Here is a 21,047-nt window from a genome sequence, read left to right on the forward strand (position 1 = left end):
TCACCTTAAAAAAGTTTTTTGTTCTTTAAAAGCCTCAAAGACATCAGCGCTTTTGCAATCATTGTTTCTTCGTATAAAACCGATATCTCAACTTTACAGAAATTACCGCTATAGTCAATAATAGAAGTATTAACCTCAATTGTTTTTTCAGCTTGTAGAGGCCTTATAAAATAAACTAAAAAATTATCTACAACGGCATCAAATCTTTTATTTCTCGTCACTGAAGATATGCCGCATTCGCTCATAAGCATCATGAGGGCGCTGCTGCTGACCGTTCCTAATTGGTTTACCATGTTTTGCGGTATCGTACCATAAAATTTCATCCCATCTTGTGTTTTCTCAGCATGAAAGTCTTTTAGCAATGTGTCATTGATAGTCTCCTCAATCTGAGGCTGTTTTGCCATGTACTGAAGAGCTTTTATCACATCTTCTCTACTTATGATGCCGACAAGTTCTTTATTATTGGTAACAGGCAAAACCTCTATATTCCACCATATCATTAGATGGGCTGCAAAAGCTACAGTCGTAGTTTCAGTGACATATATTGGATTTCTGGCCATTATGTCTCCTATTTTATCATCATCGTCAGCTTTGGCTATTTCTCTTGATGTAACTATTCCAACTAAAGTACCGCTTTCATCTACAACAGGATACCTTGTATGACTTGTCTTATTTAACAATAACTTCCAATCATTTACTGTCTGATTTGTCGTCATGTAGATAGGATTAGATGACATAATATTGCTTACAAGCAGTACCCTTTTTTTTGTCATCCTCTCATTGATTGCTTTATTGATTAAGGTTGCCACGGTAAATGTATCATACGTAGTTGAAATCAAAGGCAATGAAAGCTTATCTGCCAAAGTTTTGACTTCCATCTTAGCATCAAATCCACCCGTTATAAGGACGGCAGCACCTGCTTTTAATGCTGCCATCTGTGCATTATCTCTATTGCCTAGTATAATAAGATCACCTGGTTGAATGTATTTTACCATTTCTTCAGTTGTCATGGCACCTATCAAAAATTTGTTAAGCTCTATATTGAGCCCATTCTCTCCGCCTAAAACAATTCCATCCACAACATTCTTTATTTCCTCGTACGTCAGTCTATCAAAGGACTTACTTTTAGGCTTTGTCCTTATGGTACCTGCTCTCGGAATAGTTGTCACAATGTACATGCTTTCTGCATCTTTTATGGCTTTATACGCAGTGCCTTCACTTATCTTTAAAGCCTGCGCTAAACTCCTTACTGAGATTTTAGTTCCTTCTGGCAGGCTTTTTAGATACTCCAGCACCCTCTCATTTTTAGTCATAAAAAAATCATCCTTCATGCAAAAAAGGTTTCCTAAGAAACCTTTTTAGATTATTCTTCTCCAAATTTTGAATCAATTAAATCAACAAGTGTCTTAATTGCTTCTTGCTCGTCGCTGCCATCAGCGATAAGTTTCACTGTATTCCCCTGTGCAACTCCTAATGACATAATACCCATGATGCTTTTTGCATTTACCTTTTTATTTTCTTTTTCCACCCATATCTGTGATGAAAATTTGCTTGCCGCTTGTACAAACAAAGCTGCTGGTCTCGCATGAAGACCTGTCTTATTTTTAATTTCTACTGTCTTTTCAGTCATAGTTATTGACTCTCCTCTCTTTTAATTTTGATACAATTTCTTCAATTTTTCTTAATCTATGATTGACTCCTGATTTTCCAACAGGAGGATCTAGCATTTGACCCAATTCTTTAAGGCTTATATCTGGATATTTAAGCCTTTTCTCTGCAATCTCTTTTAAACTATCCGGGAGATAATTAAGCCCTACGCTGTTCTTTATATAATTTATATTCTCTATCTGCCTCAATGATGCATTGATGGTCTTTGTAAGATTAGCAGTCTCGCAATTAACAAGCCTGTTTACATTATTCCTTATGTCTTTATATACGCGTATATTTTCTAAGTTCAATAAGGAATTATGTGCCCCCATTATGTTTAGGACATCTACTATTTGTTCTCCCTCTTTTAAGTATACTACATAATTATTTTTTCTTGCAATAATTTTTGAATGCAAATGATAATTATTTATTAATTTGCTTAAATCCTTAGCATGATCTAAATTGTGCGTTATAAATTCCAAATGGTACGCCTTTTCCGGATCGCTAATCGAACCACCTCCAAGAAAAGCACCTCTAATGTAGGCCTTCTTACAACACTTTTTGCTGACAATGCTTTTGTCTATGCCATAATTTAACTTACTGCCTTCACCGTCATACTTTAAAAGTCCAACTTCTTTCAATATGTTCTCTGCTGCAGCCTTGTCAGAGACCAAAATCAAATAGCTTAAGGATTTTTTTAGTTGGCTATTTCTCCTCACCATCACCTCTGCTACCACATTAAATATATCTTTTAAAAGCTTAAATGCTAATCTTGCCACAGAAGCATTTTCAGTTACAAGGCTTAAACTAATTCTCTGATGACCATATATAGATATTGAACCAATTGTTCTTATCAAAGCAGCAAGTTCAGCTAATTTGCAACAGCTATCGTCAGGGTATATTCTTGACAGCTCATTTTTTGTGATAGACGAAAAGGACATAATAATCACCTCGCAGGGTCCTATATCTATTATACTACATAATTTTAAAAAAACTCCTATAATTTTTTTATAGGAGTCTAAAAATAATTTAGAAATCTAACTTTTTTCTTTCCCACTCTAAATAATCTTTCGAGGTTTTCCAGTCAGATATTTCTCTTGATGAAAGCCAATCTTTGAATTCTTTATAGTCTTTCCACTCTTCATATTCGCCAAGTTCATTTAACCTTTTTGCAGCTAAAAATCTAAAAATATCAAGGCTTCCATACAACTTTTCGTATTCTTTATAGTAGTGATAATCTCTTCCGTATCTCCCATTTGCCTCCATAATCTCACCCCAATTACAATATGGAAAGATGGCACTTAGCCATATTTTAATATATACTGCATAATATTCACAAATCTCAAATAAGGTTACTTAACATACATCATCTACGAAATTTTGTGCAACCCATTGCATTACTGATTTTTTAATATTATAATATACTTAAAAGTTTTATAAGGAGGTATAAAATGGACAGAGGAAAACTTCCAAGAGTAGCATACTTTTGCATGGAATACGGACTTCATTCGGATTTTAAACTTTACGCTGGAGGCCTTGGAATCTTAGCAGGTGATCATTTGAAAGCCGCAAAAGAACTTGGCATGCCTCTTGTAGGCATCGGCATCCTATGGAAACAAGGTTATACAGAACAACACATAGGCGAAGACGGTTATCCTTATGATGCATATCATAACTACAAATACGATTTTCTAAAAGATACAGGTGTGAAAGTAAAAGTTAAAATTAGAAATCAAGATGTATACTGCAAAGTCTGGCTTGTAGATAGTTTTGACAATGCACCACTGTATCTTTTAGATACGGATATACCCGAAAACGGAGATAGATGGATAACAGGACAACTTTACGGGTGGTTTGGCGAAGAAAGAGTTGCACAAGAAATCGTGCTTGGAATCGGTGGCGTAAAGGCTTTAAGAGCGTTGGGAATTGACATCGATGTCTATCACTTTAATGAAGGCCATGCAGCATTAGCAGCATTAGAACTCATACGGGAGAAAATGGAAAATAAAAATATGACGTTTAATGAAGCTTGGAATGCAACACGACAAGAAGTTGTCTTTACGACACATACACCTGTAATTGAAGGGAACGAATCTCACAACATAGAGCTTCTCATGTACATGGGCGCAAACAACGGTCTAACAATTGAGCAAATGTCTCAAATAGGCGGAGTTCCTTTTAATATGACTGTTGCAGGGCTAAGACTTTCACGAATTGCAAACGGTGTCGCAAAACTACACGGACAAACCGCAAATAAAATGTGGGCACATGTTGATAATGCGGCTCCAATCATATCAATTACAAACGGTATTGACAGAAAAACATGGGTAGATAGTAGAATCACGGAAGCATACAATAAAGGTGAAAATCTCCTGAAAACACATAATATAATAAAGCAAGAATTAATTGATTTTGTATATGATCGCACTGGTGTAAAACTTGATTCAGACAAATTGCTAATAGGCTTTTCAAGAAGAGCTGCTCCTTACAAGAGAAGTGAACTTATTTTCACAAATGATGAAGTTATAGGTGAATACTTAAAATCAAGAAAAATCCAAATGGTGTTTTCTGGAAAAGGACATCCTTTAGATGATGTTGGAAAAAAAATCGTAGCAAAACTAATTGAGATGACCAAAAAATACCCAGAAAGTGTCGTATTTCTTCCAGATTACGATATGACAATAGGCAAAATGTTGACAAGAGGTTCAGACGTTTGGCTTAACAATCCTCGAAGGCCAAAGGAAGCAAGTGGTACATCTGGCATGAAAGCTGCTATGAACGGTGTATTAAACTTAAGTATTTTAGATGGCTGGTGGCCTGAAGCTTGCATTGACGGTGTAAATGGCTGGCAATTTGGCGATGGATTTGAATCTGATGATGTGGAAATTTTAGATAAACATGACCTAGAAGCTTTGTACAATGTATTGTTAAATAAAGTTGTACCAACATATTACAACGATAAGGCAAAATGGGAAAATATGATGAGAGAAAGCATTAAAACAACCTATGATGCCTTTTCAGCAAATAGAATGCTTAAAGAATACTACGAATTAATGTATGCAAAACATTAAATATCCCATGATTTAAGCCGGACAAATAGTCCGGCTTTATTCCATAAAGATTAACTTAAAATATTCATTAATTTATTTCAAAATATAGGCACAGTTTGGCTCTAATGATACAATTTTACCCTTTATTTTTATCTTACCCATTCCTAAAATATCCATCTTCCCTTGTACGCCATTTAATAATATTGAATGCTCTTTGCTGCTATTATTTATTATTACAATAATCGATTTACCTTTGTATTCCCTTTTGAAACTTATAATTCCATCTCTCGCATAAAGTGTCTTGTATGTTCCATATCTTAGTTCTTCATTTTCCTTTCTCAAAGAAATAAGCTTTTTATAAAAATTAAATAACTTTAAGTTTTGTTTTTCTTCATTCCAAATCATACATCTTCTACAATCAGGATCATAACCACCAACCATACCAACTTCATCTCCATAATATATATATGGAACTCCAATATATGTAAATTGAAAAACCAATGCCAGCTTCATCCGCATTACCATGCCATTACACATTGTCAAAAATCTCTCTGTATCATGGCTTCCTATTAGGTTTAGCATAGCCCTATTAACACCATCCATATGCCTCATCAATTGTTCAGTCATAATAGTATTAAATCGTTTTGCATCTATGCTTCTCTTTGCAAAAAAGTCAACAAGAGCATTCTTAAAAGGATAATTCATGACACTATCAAACTGGTCACCATAAAGCCAAGGCGATGCATCATGCATAACCTCACCGACAATTATAGCATCATGCTTGGCTTTTTTCACAATCTCCCTAAATCTTCTCCAAAAATGATGGTCTATTTCATTTGCAACGTCAAGCCTCCAACCGTCGATGTCAACTTCTTTAATCCAATATTCGGCAACATTAAGCAAATACTCCTGTACATCAGGATTTTTAGTCATAAGCTTCGGCATTCTCCATTCATGATCCGCAAAAGCTTCGTATGTTGGAACAGGTGTTGTTTTTATAGGCCACTCATAAACATTAAACCAGTCCCAATATTTTGAATCTCTCCCATTCTTAATCACGTCTTGAAATGCAAAAAAGTCATAGCCACAATGATTGAAGACAGCATCAAAAATAACTCTTATCCCATTTTTGTGACATTTATCAATTAATTCTTTAGCCTTATTAGTATCACCAAAATGAGGATCTATTTTATAATAATCTGATGTATTGTATTTATGTGTTGACGGTGACAAAAATATTGGCGTCATGTATATCGCATTAATTCCCAGTTCCTTAAGGTATTCAACTTTATCAATAATCCCCTGAATATCGCCCCCAAAAAATGTATTTGGTTCAGGTTTCTCACCCCAATGTCTCACATTCTCCGGATCATTTGATTTATCTCCATTGTTGAACCTATCAGGAAATATTTGATATATGATGCAATCGCTTGTCCACTTTGGTGCAAAAAAAACATCCATATCACATATGTAAGGAAACTGGAAAAATCCATGAAAACTATTTTCTGGCTTCTCCTCATAAAAACCTGATTCTGTATAGTAGACTCTTTCATTCTTCATAGATATTAAGTAAAAAAAGTATACAAATTTCTTGTTTAATTTAAGTGTCGTTTCATAATAATCGAATAACTCATTTGATTGAGTTAAAAACATTTCTTTTACTTTGAACTTACCCATCCAATCATATCTGTCACGATAAAAAATGTAACATCTTTTTATATCTGTAGAAGCAGTTCTTAAGACTATATGGAGCTCATCCTTATTTAAAGGATATGCAAACGGAACATCACTTTTGTGATATATAGCTTGTCTTATCATACAATACCCCTTTCTCATTTTTCAAGTTTTACAGTCACTGGTGCTGGAATATCAATGTGTGGTATTTCTTTGCCATCTACCGTTATTTTAGCATCTGGCGGATTACCCATCAAGATTTCTATGCTGTTTTTGACATCAAAAGTTTTTATCATGCCTGATGTCATCAAATACTGATAGGTATTGACACCATCCACTTTCACACTAACCCAACATTTTTGTCCAGGTACAGATAGATCGACTTTGTATGAATCAGCGACAGGTGAAACTTTATAATCGAATTCGCTTTTTGTGCTGTTTACCAAATTAAACGTAGTTGTCTTCTCATTATTGCTATAAACATCACTTGAAGTAGTATTATTTTTATTTTGATTTTGTGATTTATGAGTAGTGTTATTCGTGCTTTGCTCTGTACTTGGAAGAGGCGCCAGTCCTTTATTTATCTGGCTTACCATGTAATATATGCCAAATGCAAAAAGGCACACCACTAAAACCCCTATAAATGGCTTTATAAACCTTCTAAGGAGCGCCGATAAATCAAAAGAGCTTTCTTCTTCTAAAGGTGTAGTCACATATTGTACTACATCATCCTTTTCTTTAGGTTCCTCAAAAAGATAGCTATATTTTTTTAACAGTTCACCAGCATCTAAGCCTACAGCCTCTGCATAGCTCTTAACAAACCCTTTTGCATAAACTAAAGCTGGTATTACATTAAAGTCACCATCTTCTATAGCTTTCAAATATCTCGTGCGAATTTTCGTAATCTCCTGAAGATCGTCAAGTGTCATGCCTTTTTTTAATCTCGCATTTTTAAGTACATCACCAAGTTCATTCATAAAATCACCTCATCGTCGATCTTCCATAAAAAATAATCTATTTATATACAAATATAAGTATACCAATAATTTATAATTTTTTCGATATCCAGATAAAAAATTTAATATTTTTTTATATTTTTCAATCTCCGTCTCTCCAATAAATCTTTAAATGCCTCTAATCTCGTCTGATACCCTGCTTCACCGGTTTTTTCATCGTAGCTTAGTGACATAACCGGTATGTTTTTATCACTGCTTACTTTGGCGATTATTCCCTGTGCGACAATTTCAGGCGTACAAGTAAAAGGAAAAATCTGTATTATTCCATCGTAATTTTTTTCTGCATATTTTACAGTGTTTGCAACTGTATTTAAACCATGACCACCAATATCCCTTTCTAAATACCCATGCGCATATTTTTTAAATTCCATTCTTTGAGGCAATTTAAAAGCACTGTTTATTAAATAATCAGAGAGAAAATCAGTTTTAGTAACTTCTATGCCTAATTCATTCAACGATCTTAAAATATCTAAATTAGAAAAAGGTTCAAGCATAAGATATATTTCCCCTACTAAAGCGACTTTAAGCTGAATTTCCCTTTTTATGGTTGCATTTTGTTTCAACTTTTCCAAGCCTTCTTTGTAAATGCTATCTAGCTCTTTTTTGTTTTTCGCATTTTTTATTTTTTCCATGTAGTCTTCAAAAATTTTAGTCGTAATTCCTATTTCATTCTCATGTGCTCTTAAGATTAAAAGCTTTTTTTCAAACTTATCAGCAATTATCATTTTTTGAACAGCGAAAATAAAAGCCTTCAAAGCATCTTTCCAATATACGTCTGGAAAATACGATGAAAGTTCTTTTAAAAAATCAACTAACCTTCCATGAGGCGGATCTAATATTATCATGTTAAACTTATACCCTAAATCTATCAATGTTTCTTTTTGTGCTTGCCCATAATAGCCAAACCTGCAAGGTCCTATGCCACCCAACATTATTATAGTATCAGCACCGTTTTCAAGTGCTTCTATAAAATTCCCCAGATTTATCTTATATGGAAGACAGACAAACTCAGGTGAATATTTTACTCCAATTGACAGGGTTTTATTAGTCACAGGTGGCGGCTCCACAACTTCTACATTGATTCCTTCAAACATCGTCTTTAATATCATATTTAACGAACCCATATGTGGATATGTTATTTTCATGCCATAATCTCTCCTTTGCGCCATCTTAATAAATCAATAAATGCTTCTAACCTAGTATTTAAACCTGCCTCACCAGTATGTTCATCAATGGTTATGGACATAAATGGAATCTTGCCATCTCTTTTATAATCTCTTTCTAAAAGATCTTCAGTAATAGAGTCTGGTCCACATCCAAATGCTGAAACAGAAATTACACCATCCACGTCTTCACTCTCGATAAAATATTTACCTGCACCTAAAATATCCCTTCCATAATTCCAAAATAAATCTTTTTGAAGTTTGCTGGCGCCCTTTTCAATTTTATCCCTTTCTATCATATTTGTCGTAAGCACATAAGCTCCCATATTCTTAAGCCTATTTATCAACCCCATAGATAAATAATCATCCATTATGTCGTAGGAATGAGCTAATAAGGCTATTTTTAAATCCCCTTTTGTATTTGCGTCTAATTTTTTCCCTTCCATAATTTTTATTGCTTCTGTATTTGAAAATCCTTCTCTAATAATGCATTCAAAAGTCCTTTGCCTTTTTAAAGATTTTTCGTATGCATCTTTAATTTTACTTGTGCCATCAACAAACAGTTTGCCAACTCTCAAAATTTCTCTTTCCATAAACTCTTCTCCACGATAGTAATCAATCTTCATATCTATTATTTGTGGCAAATCAGAAATCAGATTTCTCACTAAGTCAGGCAAACCTAAAAATTTTGAGCAGAGATATCTACGCCTTTCTACGCTTATGACTCTTGGAACAAATATATAATCAACACCCTTTTCCTTCAAATCAATCACATGACCCATAAATGTCTTGACAGGAAGGCAGGTTTCATCCACGCAAGTCTTGATGCCATCATCAATTATTTTTTTACATGTATCACTGGAAGTAACCACTTCAGCACCCAGTTCTTCAAAAAATGTTTTCCACATAGGATAAAAGTTGTAGTATAAAAGCCCTTTTGGAATACCAACTTTTTTACTCATCTCTTACCTCCAAGTATTTTAATAAAATCAAAACACTATTATTTTTAACATTAAACAACCATAATATACAAAAAAACACCGGAATGTATTCCAGTGTTTACAATTTGTTCCATGTGTAACATTTTATCCTTTTACAGCACCAGCTGCAAGTCCCTGCTGCAAATACCTCTGCAACGCCATAAATATGATTACAAGAGGCAATGATGCTATAACAGACGCTGCCGCAAATAATGTCCAATGGGCTGAAAATTGATTTGTAATAAATCTTTGCAGTCCAAGTGCTACAGTATAACTCTCAGGTGATTTCAGTACAGCACTCGATAATATAAATTCGCTATATGTCCCTATAAAGCTAAACAAAAATATTACAACAAGCATAGGTGCAGTAAGTGGCAATATTATCCTAATAAATATTTGCCAATATGATGCACCATCAACCAGTGCCGCTTCATCAAGTTCTTTTGGCAATCCATCTATATACCCCTTTAGAAGCCATATATTAAAAGCACTACCACCTGCAAGCACCAAAACAAATACATATAAATTATCGAGCAAATCTAATTTTGCCAAAATTCCATATATCGCTGGCAAAGACATAAATGTCGGAAACATCTGTAAAATCAAAAGGGTCATTAATCCATTTTTTCTTCCAACGAATTTCATTCTGCTAAATGCATATGAGGAAGTAGATGTTAAAATAGATTGTATGATCGCCACACCAAAGCACAAAATCATGCTGTTTTTTATCCATGTTAATAGTTGTGTTTTCTGAAACAAGTCTATATAATTTTGAAAGCTTATTTGCTTTGGAAAAATCGTACCGGAGAAGAAAGCATCACCTGTCCCTAACGAAGCACCTACAACCCATGCTACAGGGAAAAGAATTATTACAATAAAAATCCAGATTATAACTCTGCTAACCCACAAAGTAACTTTCTCATTTGGACGCATTTTTCGATCTTCTTTTAATTTCTTTTTATTCATATTTGCATTAGCTGAATCCATCAATCTAGTCCACCTCCTCAAATGCATGCGTCATCCTCATATTTACATAGCTTAATGTCCCAATTATCAAAAATATAATTATTGACAATGCTGATGCTAAATCGTATCTATTAAATTGCATAGTCATTTTATAAGCCGCACTTACAAGTAAATCTGTAGTACCAGCAAAAGCTGTATCTGTTCTTGGAGGACCTCCACCAGTTATCAAAAACACAGAACCGAAATTATTAAAATTAAAAGCAAATGATGAGATAATAAGTGGCAGCGCCGATGACATAAGCATAGGAAGTGTTATAAGTCTTAACTTTTGAAACCAAGTAGCACCATCCAAATCTGCTACTTCATATAATTCTGGTGGTATAGCTTGTAATCCACCCAAAGATGCATTCATCATAAAGGGATATCCCATCCACGCACTGGCAATTATTATTCCCACTCTTGCCCAGAACGGATCAGTAAGCCAAGGAATTTTTGAAATATGCAAGTAACTTAACAAAGTATTTATTCCACCATAATCTTGATTATACAGGCCCTGCCAAGCTAATATTGCAATTGTTGATGGCAATGCCCAGGGAATTATAAGTATGGCTCTATAAATATTCGTTTCCCACATATTTTTGTTGTTGAGTAAAACCGCTAAAAATAAACCTATGACATAATTAGCCAATGTTGCTATCGCTGCAAAAACCACCGTCCATAAAAGCACTGGTAAAAAAACCGTTCTTAACGGTCCATTGATAATATCTATAAAGTTTTTAAATCCTACAAACTGATATTGTTTAAAATGATTTAAGCTGAAGTTAGTAAACGCAATATATATAGTATATGCAATAGGTAAGAAACTTAATACCGTCATTGATAATATTGCAGGTGACAAAAACGCATAAGGTGTCAATTTGTCCCGAATTTTTGTTCCTGTCTTCATAAAATGTCCTCCTCTAAAATAATTGGAAAGGGGCACTTAGCCCCTTTATTTATTGCTGAGTAGCAATACCCTGCTTTATCTGATTGACCATATCATCTGCGGCCTTATCAGGAGTAGCCTTACCTGATGTTACAAGCTGCAGTGCATTACCAGCCGGTGTCCAAACTGCTGTCATAGCAGGAATGTTTGGCATAGGAATAGCATTCTTAGCTTGTTCAGCAAATGCATTTAAAATATCATTGTTTTTAACCTCATCATTGTTTAACACAGAATTGAGAACTGGGATTCTATTACCTGTTTCAAAAAGAGGCAATGCTGTGTTTTGAGCAAGATATTTTAATAAATCCCACGCTTCTTGTTGATGTTTAGAATTAGCGCTTACAAAAGCTGCCTGTACACCAGCAAATGAAGGCATCGGCTTTCCATCGACTGTCGGCAATGGAGCTACTTTAAAAGGAACATTTGCTTTCTTAAACCCATCAACATCCCATGGACCACTTATATAAAGTCCTATCTTTCCGTTTTGGAAATTGCCTTTAGCTATATCGCCTTTAATATCGGCAGTCATAAACTTATAAGTTTTTACAAAATCCCTTATCAAAGACAAACCTTTTTTCGCACCATCATTATTCAACCCTATATCATTTGGATCGAGAGCTCCTCCATTATTTTTAAATACATAACCACCATAAGCAGCCATAAATGCAAAGCTGTAGTAGAAATTATTTATATCATACTGGAATCCAACTTGCTGTCCAAGCTTAATCAAGTCGTCAAGTGTAGCTGGAGGAGTTTGAACTTTGCTTGTATTGTAGAAAAGTCCGTATGTCTCCATTGATAATGGTATTGCGTACATTTTTCCATCATATGAAACTGCATCTATGCTCATCGGGACATAATCAGATTTATTAATGACTCCGTCAGGTACTTCCGCTAAAAGTCCAGCCTTTTGGAATGTTCCAAGATTATCATGGGGCAATCCAAACATAATATCTGGCCCTTTACCGCTCTGAGCTGCCGTAGAAAATGCCTGGAAATCACTCTGATCAGCCAATACTTTTACTTTATTGCCTGTCTCTTGAGCCCATTTGTTAGCGATTTCTTGTACCTTAGCTATTTCAGGATCTGTCAAATGTGACCATATTGTTAATTCAACTGGCTCCTTTTTTTGCTGCGTTTGAGCAGTGTTATTAGAACTATTATCTGAAGACTTTGATTCATTTGTCTTGCTGCTACCACAGCCGGTTAAAACAACTGATAATAGCAATACCATGGCAGTAAGTATTGCAAAAATTTTTGTGTACTTTTTCATGTAAATCCTCCTCACAAAATAAAATTTTATGATTTTTTGGGTATACCCCAAAATTTTACTTCAAACTTCAATATAAGCTTTTATTACAATGTTTACATGTGTAGTTATTGCATATCTGTCACTGCTTTACATAGATTTTCTACATATCAGTTCTACAACCAAATAAAACGACAACACACTCTATCTTTCTTCAACATAATGACAAATTGATGTACATTAACTAAAAATGCTGCAGACAAACTTCACAATCATAATCTTTTACTAACATCATCTCCTTAGTGATTACTATTTAATTACAGCAATCGCTTTCTTTAACACTATTTTTAAAAGCGCCTAACTGCAAATAAAATTTGCAATCGCTTGCGCCACCTTTAATATAATTGTATCTCCAGATTCAAATATTGTCAATATACTTTTTATAAAAATTATTATTTTTGTTTATTACAAAAGTTACTTAACATTTCAATCAATGCTATTATATAATTGTTTTTAAATTTTTGCAATTACAATTTTTATTAAATTTCATTAAATATAAACAAAGCGATGTTAATTTCAAACTATTCTATATATTCCATTTGCAATTTTATGTATTAATGTTATAATATTATTATGCAATCGTTTGTGTTCTTTGCTTATTTAACTTAGAGGAGGAATAATTATGAACAAAAAATTGTTAACACCTCAAACCACTCGTAAGCAAAAACCAGCTTTAATCAAACCAAATTTACAAAAACTTGTAATAAACAACAAAAGCATTTTTACTAAGTTAATGGTTTTTATTGCTTTAATTATAATTTTGCCACTTACATTTACAGGTTATATGTCTGCAAACAAATCTACTCAAATTCTAAAAGCTCGCATCGACGTTTCTAACAAGGATACTCTTGGGCTTATAAATAATTATGTAAATCTTTTTAAAAATGATGTAGAAACTCAGCTTACCATTCTATCTGATAACAGTCAATTATTAAGTTACGGCAAAACAGATTTTACAACAGATAAGCAAAATCTTCAAGACTTATTTACCAATATTTTAAATGCAAAAAACAGTAAAATATCAATAATCTATTTTGCAACACCTGACAAAAAAATGATTCAATCACCAGATTTACCTCTTGATTCAAATTATGACCCAACCGCACAAAAATGGTACAAAGATGCAATAGAAAATCCTGACTCAATAATATGGACAGGGCCCTACAGCAATAATGGTACAAACAGTGCAGTTTTTACTGTATCAAAAGCTATTAAAAGCTCATTAACATCTGCCGCCTCTGATGTAATAGGTGTTTTAGCCTTTGATATTAACCTTGATTCCCTTTCTAATATGATTTCATCAATTGCGATAGGTAAAACTGGAAATGTATATATTTTATCAAAAGACGGTATTATATTAGCAAGTAAAGATAAAAATAGCCTTTTCACATATATAACCAAAAGAGATTATGGCAAAAAGATGATTTCTTTAAATGATACCACTTTTCAATATACTGATAACGGAATAGTAAAATTTGCAACGATAAAAAATCTCAGCAACTTCGGTTGGAAAGCAGTTATTGATATGAATTCTTCAGAACTCAATGATAGTGTGTCACAAATAAAATACAATATAATTTTATTTAGCTTAATATGCCTCCTGATAGGGCTTCTAATAGCATATTTCTTCTCAAAAGGCATTACATCTAATATAAAGAAGATCATGCAAACCATGAATGAAGCTTCAGAAGGAAACATAACTCAAAAAATAAATATAAAAGCAAAAGATGAAATTGGATTACTTGCAAATGGTTTTAATGAAATGATTGATGGCATTAAAAATCTCATAATAGAAGTATTTAATGCCGCAAACAATGTTAATTTATATTCCGAAAAATTGACTTCTTCATCAAAAAAAGCAGAATTAATAACAAACGAAGTAGCTATTGCAATGAAAGAAATTGCAGAAGGAGCTCAAGAACAAGCTAAAGATGCTGAAAATAGTGCAGCACTTACAGATGAATTAAGTAAACATGTAGATATTGCAATTAAAAATTCAGAAAACATAAATAATGAAACAAACAATGTAATTTACGCTACTAATCAAGGAATCGAAAATATAAAAGATTTAAGTGAGAAATCTAAATTAACTGATTTAATGCAAAATAAAGTAAAAGAATCGACTTCATACTTAAAGAAAAAATCAATAGAAATTGGCAATATCGTAGAAACAATAACTTCAATTGCAGATCAAACTAATCTTCTATCACTAAATGCTGCTATAGAGGCAGCAAGAGCAGGTGAAAGCGGCAAAGGATTTGCTGTTGTTGCTGATGAAGTCAGAAAACTCGCAAGTCAGTCATCGAAAGCAGCTAATACTATAGAACAGATAATAAGAGAGATACAAACTAACATAGATACAACATATAAAATTGTTGAAGATACTACCTCATCAATAGAAGAACAAAATAAAGCATTGGACAAAACAATACATACTTTCTATGATATTCAGTCAGCTGTAGATTGTATTGTCAGTGAACTAAAAAGATTAAATGATTCGATGGAGAGGATATCGCAAAGTAAAACTAATATGATAACATCTATTGAAAATATAGCATCTGTAACTGAAGAAACGGCAGCATCTACTGAAGAAATCTCTTCATCTGCTGAAACTCAAAAAGAAGCGATAGATGAAATATCAAAATATGCAAGAGATTTAAATGCTATTGCTAACACATTAATGGCTGCTGTTAACAAATTTAAGATAAGTAAATAAATTAAGAATAAATTAAGGGTCAAGAAATCAGAACGATTAGATCTCTTGACCCTTATTATTTTAATCTACTGTTGCCAATTTACAATTACAGTGCCTGTACCAGATGATGGAACTGTATAAGTATGGTTACTACCACCTTCCCATGTTATCGTATTGCCATTTTTCTTTATAAACTTAAATTGTATTGTTGTGCCCGCTGGAACACTTACGTCATAATACCATGTAGGATACTGATATACTACCTGATTAAACATTGGTCCGATTGCTTTTGACGTATCCCAGTTTCCCAGCTCAGCCACATTACCAGTAAGATAAACATTCTCTCCATACACTGTACTTGCATTATTTACAACAAATCTAACACATACCTGATTACCCGTAAGAATGTTAATATTATTATAAGTATTGCTTGTAGTACCACTTGAAGTTTTTAATGATACATTATATTTACCAGGTGTCACCGAAGGAATTTTTACTTTTACCTCTGTATCATTCCAAGAGACAATAGTACCAGCCGTTGAACCAAACAAAATTTGTCCGGCTGTCGTACCAAATCCCCTTCCATCTATTGTTATAGTTTGTCCTGCTTTTGTCATTGTTGGTCCAACATGTCCTATCAACGGAGAATTACTTGAACTTACATACTGCCATACTGCAACTTCACCGGCACCAAGTGTAAATGGTGTTACAGAGCCATCACTTGCGACAGAAATACTATTACCATTCAAAAGTCCGCCAAGAACATCCGTATAAGTACCAGCAGGAAGCGCTGTATACAACCCTGTTATATTATAACTTGTTGAGAGGTTTCTATTTATAGCAACAAGGGCAACATTATTTCCAAATTTTCTTTCGTATATATAAACATCATTGTTTATCCAACGTTGCTGAGTAGTACCATAAGCAATTGCAGGATTGGATTTACGCAAAGGAGCAAGTTTTTTAATTACATTATATGCTGTAGTTGACGTATTAAATGACGTCATCATAGCTCTATTATAAGGGTCTCCGTTGCCTGTCATGTACTGTTCTGTTCCATAATATATAGCAGGTACTCCTCGTGAGGTCAATGTAAATGCTAATGCTTGTTCAACTGGACGAGTAGAACCGCCATTATAGAATCTATCCATATCATGATTATCAATAAAAGTAACCATATCATTTATAAAATTATAATCAGATGCAGTTGATTGAATCATCGAATCAAGTCCATACATAGTATCTGTATTATCCCTAAATACCTGCCTCACTTTTTGAGAAAACCTAAAGTCCAAAAGACTCATACCGCTTTCATTTGCAAAGTATGTGTTATTCGCATCAACTTCATTCGTTCCAAGAAACCACTCTCCAAATGTAAATACAGGCCTATAGCTCAATATGCTATCCATAAAATTTTTCTGCCATCCAAATGGCATATGTTTTACAGCATCTAAACGTATACCGTCTATTCCCATATCAAGCCACACCTTAATTGCTGATTTTAAGTATGAATCGATTGTACTATTCTGTTGATTTAAATCTGCTAAATCAAATAAGTTGCGATAAATACCATCTTCATAAGATGAAAAATCTGTTCCTCCATAATGATGAAAATATCCGTTTGTATCGTTTGTATACCCACCAAGCAATGTTCCATTGTCGTATAGCTTTCCATTTTCAGCATAAGTAGGATCTGTTTCAGATGCAGGTGAAGTATGATTTGGTGCAAAATCAATAATTACTTTTATGTTATGGGCATGAGCTGTATTGATCAAATTTTGAAAATCAGTAAAGCTTCCAAAGTATGGATTTGTTTTCTTAAAATCACGAGCCCAATAGCCATGGTACGATGTACTCCCACCAAAAGTTGAATCAGGTAAGACTGCATAAATATTTTCTACAGGTTGAGATATCCAAATTGCTGTTACACCCATGCCTGTTAGATATCCATCATTTATCTTGTTGATAATACCCTGCCAGTCTCCGCCAAAGTACTTTTTTAAACTTGTATGTGTTGGATCATACAAGTCACCAGTTGGATTATTACTGGTATTTCCATCAACAAATCTATCAGTAACAATCTGATAAATTACATCTGTCGAGTAATTGACAACATTGCTTACTGCAGTATCAGAAGCCGCTTGTATTGGTGCTGTTAATCCAAAAACAAGTGTAAGTGAAAGCATCAGCACCAATATTAATTTAAACGTTTTTTTCATGTAAGACCCTCCTTTTAATTATTTTTTTGATTAGCGAGTTGTTTAATAATTTATTGGTTTTCAATCACTCCTTTCTGTTATATAAAAGCAATCGATATTAATGTCAAAATACTTTTATATCGATTGCATATCGTCTATAATTTTAAATTAACTTGTTTTAAATACAAATATTCATCTTACTGTTTAACAGCACCAGCTATTATAGCTGTGACTAACTTTCTCTGCGCCAAGAAGTAGAAAATTACAACGGGTAAAATTGCTATAGTTAGTCCTGCCATACCTAGATTCCATTGCTTTGTGTATTGACTAAAGAAGTAAAAAATCATTAGTGGAAGTGTCCTGGAACCAACTTTGTTTATGACTAAAGATGGCAATAAGTAGTCATTCCATATCCACATGATATCCAATACAGCCAAAGTAATTGTAGTAGGATTTAATAAGGGCAATATGATATTCCAGTAAATTCTAAATCTGCTACAACCATCTATTAAAGCTGCTTCATCTAAAGATGTCGGTATTCCTTTTAATGCACCATAGTATAAAAACACGCCTAAACTTGATCCAAATCCCAAGTACATGAATACAAGCCCTGACCTTGTAAGAAAATGAAATTTGCCAAATTCCGCTACCAAAGGAATCATGACAGATTGAAACGGAATCAGCATAGCCACTGTAAAAATCATATATATAATCACACTGCTTTTTCTTTTTACCCTTTGAAGTGCATAAGCCGTCATAGAGGAAAATATTGCGATAATCAAAATGCTAAAAACAGTTATTATTAATGTATTGGAAAATGCTTCACTCAAATTTAAATTTGCGGCTGCTGTTTTATAATTATCCAGCATCAGACTCTTCGGAAGTGACAATGTGTTTGTAAATAGCTCTAATTTTGTCTTGAAAGAATTAACAAGTATTATATAAAAAGGAGATATCCATATCAATGAAAGTACAATTCCTAAGAATGTCAATAAATATTTTTGAACATGAACTTTTTTCATCACATCTCAACCTCTCTTTTCTGTGTCAAGTAAACTTGGATGATAGAAATAACAGCTATTATTAAGAACATTATTACTGCTTTTGCCTGTCCTACAGCCATCTCTTGAGCTGAAAAAGCTGTTTGATATATATTAAGTGTTATCATTTGTGTGGTATTGCCCGGCGCTCCAGCAGTTAATGATAAGTTTTGATCAAACAGTTTAAATGAATTTGAAAGCGTAATAAATAAACTCACTGTAAAAGCTGGCGCTATAAGTGGAAATACAACATTCCTAAATTGTTGCCATGAATTTGCACCATCAATCTTTGAAGCTTCTATTAAATCAGTAGGAATGCTTTCAATATATGCTATATAAATCACCATGACATAACCTATCATTTGCCATGATGTGACAATCACAAGACCCCAAAAGCCAGTATTAGTTGTTGATAACCAGCCTCCAAGCCATCCAATATGTGTAGCATCTGAAATTGTTTGAAACACATCCACAAAAATGAAATTCCATATAAATCCTAATATAAGTCCACCTATTAAATTAGGCAAGTAAAATGCTGTGCGCATGAAATTTCTGGCAAATATTTTTCTCGTGACAAGCATGGCAAGGCTTAAGCCTACCACATTTATAATCACGATACATGCAACAGCAAATTTAGCTGTAAAAAATATTGAATTCCAAAACTCAGCATCATCTTTAAGTGTCATGAAATTTTTCAATCCAATAAATACTGGTTGATTTATTCCATTCCAATCTGTAAATGAATAATATATTCCTATAATAAATGGTATTAATACGACAATAATAAGTGACAATAGTGTTGGGGCTATAAAAAGCCAATACCAAATACCGTTTTTAAAAAATTTCGCTTTTTTTGCCATTGTATTACCTTCCTTCTTGTTCATATTTGTAAAGTGGGAGAATACAATATACTCTCCCACTACAATCTTTAATTATTTTCTCGCATCTGCCCAAGCCTGTTTAGCATGTGAAATTACTTTATCCCAAGTTAACGAACCATTCACATAAAGCTGAATATCAGCACCGAGAACATTTTGACCCCAATTGTTTGGATATCCCATGAATACCCATCCATATGTCTTGCCTTGACTTGCTGCCACAAAAAGCTGCATTCCAAGTGGATCTGATATGCTATTTGAATTGTACCCAGTATATGCTGGCACAAACTTAAACTGCTGAGTAACTATCTGTTTTCCTTCATCTGATGTGTACAACCAATCTAAGAAATCTTTCGCAGCCTTTTGAACATCCGCTGGTTTGTCGCTGTTAACTGCCCAATACATTGGAACACCCTCAGGATATGAGTCCTCTTTATATCCTGGAACAGGGTATGGCAGCATGCCAATATCATTTTGTGCAAAGTTCTTATCAAGCGATTCTAATGTAGGATATACCCAGTTACCTTGCTGAATCATAGCGACTTTTCCAGTTCCAAAAAGCTTTTCAACTTGTGTGCTGTAGTCAAGACTTGCTGTAGGTTGTACTGAATACTTATTCTGAAGATCAATCATCTGCTTCATTGCATCACCATATTTGAATTCTACTGTCTTAGAATTAAATGCTTTCATGACATCTCCATCAAATTCTGGTGACAAGAATGCATTTGATAAATGGAGGCCAGTAACCCAAGTTTCTTTTGCTGGAAAAGCGAAAACAGCTTCAATGCCTAATTCTTTCTTCTTTGAATCTAACGACTTTACAGCATTCACCAACGCATCAAAGGTCTTAATGCTGGATGGATCAATACCTGCTTTGCTGAATATTTGTTTGTTGTAGATTAATCCATATCCCTCTAAATCAAATGGTAAACCATAAATTTTGCCGTCTTGTGTCACACCAGTAAGCGTACCAGGAAGAGCAGCTTTTGCAGCTTTTGTATCTGACAAATCAGCCAATTTTGGCTTCCATGTAGCAACATCCTGTGGTCCACCTACATTGTATATTGCAGGCTCCGAACCCGAATTGAATTTGGCTTTTAATGCAGCACCGTAATCTTGTCCGCCACCTACAGTCTCTAGATTGATTTTAACATTAGGATTTTCTTTCATGTAAGTATTTATAGCATTCTGAAGAGCGTCTTTTATTTCAACTTTGAATTGGAATATATCTAACGTCACAGGTTGACTTGTAGTCTCAGTCTTGTTTTGAGCTGAACTGTTTTCTGAAGTTTTGCTTTGATCAGATTTTGTACTATTTCCGCACCCTGTTATAAGCACTGAAAATGCCATCAAAAGCACCAAAAGCAGCGCAATTACTTTTGAGGTTTTCCTCATAATCAAAATCCTCCTCTTTAATAAGCCAATTTTTTCTATTGACTTATGTGA

17 protein-coding genes are annotated in these 21,047 nt (G+C 33.9%); 2 read left to right on the plus strand and 15 right to left on the minus strand.

What is annotated here, in order from left to right; genetic code table 11:
- Positions 1–5 precede the first annotated feature (5 nt).
- The 4 genes from BVF91_RS07920 to BVF91_RS07935 all read right to left on the minus strand — a co-directional run bounded on the left by BVF91_RS07920 (position 6) and on the right by BVF91_RS07935 (position 2,913).
- Positions 6–1,313 carry a DRTGG domain-containing protein gene (locus BVF91_RS07920; protein WP_206199038.1) on the minus strand — a complete coding sequence of 436 codons (1,308 nt, stop codon included), beginning with the start codon at positions 1,311–1,313 and terminating at the stop codon, positions 6–8.
- A gap of 50 nt (positions 1,314–1,363) precedes the next feature.
- Positions 1,364–1,630: an HPr family phosphocarrier protein gene (locus BVF91_RS07925; protein ID WP_014758240.1), complete on the minus strand. Its 267-nt coding sequence runs from the start codon at positions 1,628–1,630 to the stop codon at positions 1,364–1,366.
- Complete coding sequence (whiA, locus tag BVF91_RS07930; protein WP_085112894.1) at positions 1,623–2,588, minus strand: DNA-binding protein WhiA; 966 nt, start codon at positions 2,586–2,588, stop codon at positions 1,623–1,625. The genes BVF91_RS07925 and whiA overlap by 8 nt, the downstream gene beginning before the upstream one ends.
- A gap of 88 nt (positions 2,589–2,676) precedes the next feature.
- On the minus strand, positions 2,677–2,913 hold the full coding sequence (locus BVF91_RS07935; protein ID WP_014758238.1) for a hypothetical protein: 237 nt from the start codon (positions 2,911–2,913) through the stop codon (positions 2,677–2,679).
- Between the two features lie 185 nt (positions 2,914–3,098).
- Here BVF91_RS07935 and glgP point away from each other — a divergent pair, with 185 nt between their 5' ends.
- The gene (glgP, locus tag BVF91_RS07940; protein ID WP_085112895.1) at positions 3,099–4,718 is read left to right on the plus strand and encodes an alpha-glucan family phosphorylase; all 1,620 of its coding nucleotides are present in this window, start codon (positions 3,099–3,101) and stop codon (positions 4,716–4,718) included.
- Between the two features lie 72 nt (positions 4,719–4,790).
- Here glgP and BVF91_RS07945 read toward each other — a convergent pair whose 3' ends face one another.
- The 7 genes from BVF91_RS07945 to BVF91_RS07975 form a co-directional block, all read right to left on the minus strand.
- On the minus strand, positions 4,791–6,515 hold the full coding sequence (locus tag BVF91_RS07945) for a glycoside hydrolase family 13 protein (protein ID WP_085112896.1): 1,725 nt from the start codon (positions 6,513–6,515) through the stop codon (positions 4,791–4,793).
- A gap of 14 nt (positions 6,516–6,529) precedes the next feature.
- On the minus strand, positions 6,530–7,348 hold the full coding sequence (locus tag BVF91_RS07950; protein WP_085112897.1) for a helix-turn-helix domain-containing protein: 819 nt from the start codon (positions 7,346–7,348) through the stop codon (positions 6,530–6,532).
- Between the two features lie 101 nt (positions 7,349–7,449).
- Entirely contained in the window at positions 7,450–8,532 is a 1,083-nt protein-coding gene (locus BVF91_RS07955) for a 2-hydroxyacyl-CoA dehydratase (protein WP_085112898.1), read from the minus strand.
- Complete coding sequence (locus BVF91_RS07960) at positions 8,529–9,512, minus strand: acyl-CoA dehydratase activase-related protein (RefSeq protein WP_085112899.1); 984 nt, start codon at positions 9,510–9,512, stop codon at positions 8,529–8,531. The genes BVF91_RS07955 and BVF91_RS07960 overlap by 4 nt, the downstream gene beginning before the upstream one ends.
- Positions 9,513–9,635: 123 nt before the next feature.
- Entirely contained in the window at positions 9,636–10,517 is an 882-nt protein-coding gene (locus tag BVF91_RS07965; RefSeq protein ID WP_085112929.1) for a sugar ABC transporter permease, read from the minus strand.
- Between the two features lie 4 nt (positions 10,518–10,521).
- Positions 10,522–11,442 carry a carbohydrate ABC transporter permease gene (locus BVF91_RS07970; RefSeq protein WP_013787422.1) on the minus strand — a complete coding sequence of 307 codons (921 nt, stop codon included), beginning with the start codon at positions 11,440–11,442 and terminating at the stop codon, positions 10,522–10,524.
- 49 nt (positions 11,443–11,491) lie between these two features.
- Positions 11,492–12,754: a sugar ABC transporter substrate-binding protein gene (locus tag BVF91_RS07975; RefSeq protein ID WP_085112900.1), complete on the minus strand. Its 1,263-nt coding sequence runs from the start codon at positions 12,752–12,754 to the stop codon at positions 11,492–11,494.
- 658 nt (positions 12,755–13,412) lie between these two features.
- Between BVF91_RS07975 and BVF91_RS07980 the strand changes: the two genes are divergently transcribed.
- The gene (locus tag BVF91_RS07980; protein ID WP_085112901.1) at positions 13,413–15,506 is read left to right on the plus strand and encodes a methyl-accepting chemotaxis protein; all 2,094 of its coding nucleotides are present in this window, start codon (positions 13,413–13,415) and stop codon (positions 15,504–15,506) included.
- A gap of 65 nt (positions 15,507–15,571) precedes the next feature.
- On the opposite strand, the gene BVF91_RS07985 is transcribed toward BVF91_RS07980, so the two are convergent.
- From BVF91_RS07985 to BVF91_RS08000, 4 genes are all read right to left on the minus strand, one after another.
- Entirely contained in the window at positions 15,572–17,704 is a 2,133-nt protein-coding gene (locus BVF91_RS07985) for an alpha-amylase family glycosyl hydrolase (protein WP_085112902.1), read from the minus strand.
- 176 nt (positions 17,705–17,880) lie between these two features.
- Positions 17,881–18,705, minus strand: coding sequence for a carbohydrate ABC transporter permease (locus BVF91_RS07990; protein ID WP_085112903.1), 825 nt, complete (start codon positions 18,703–18,705; stop codon positions 17,881–17,883).
- The gene (locus BVF91_RS07995; protein WP_168170198.1) at positions 18,705–19,583 is read right to left on the minus strand and encodes a carbohydrate ABC transporter permease; all 879 of its coding nucleotides are present in this window, start codon (positions 19,581–19,583) and stop codon (positions 18,705–18,707) included. Before BVF91_RS07995 ends, BVF91_RS07990 begins: the two co-directional genes overlap by 1 nt.
- 72 nt (positions 19,584–19,655) lie before the next feature.
- The gene (locus BVF91_RS08000) at positions 19,656–20,996 is read right to left on the minus strand and encodes an ABC transporter substrate-binding protein (protein WP_085112905.1); all 1,341 of its coding nucleotides are present in this window, start codon (positions 20,994–20,996) and stop codon (positions 19,656–19,658) included.
- Between the last annotated feature and the right edge of the window lie 51 nt (positions 20,997–21,047).

The sequence above is a fragment of the Thermoanaerobacterium sp. PSU-2 genome, from assembly GCF_002102475.1.
In the GTDB taxonomy this organism is placed as follows: Bacteria; Bacillota; Thermoanaerobacteria; order Thermoanaerobacterales; family Thermoanaerobacteraceae; genus Thermoanaerobacterium.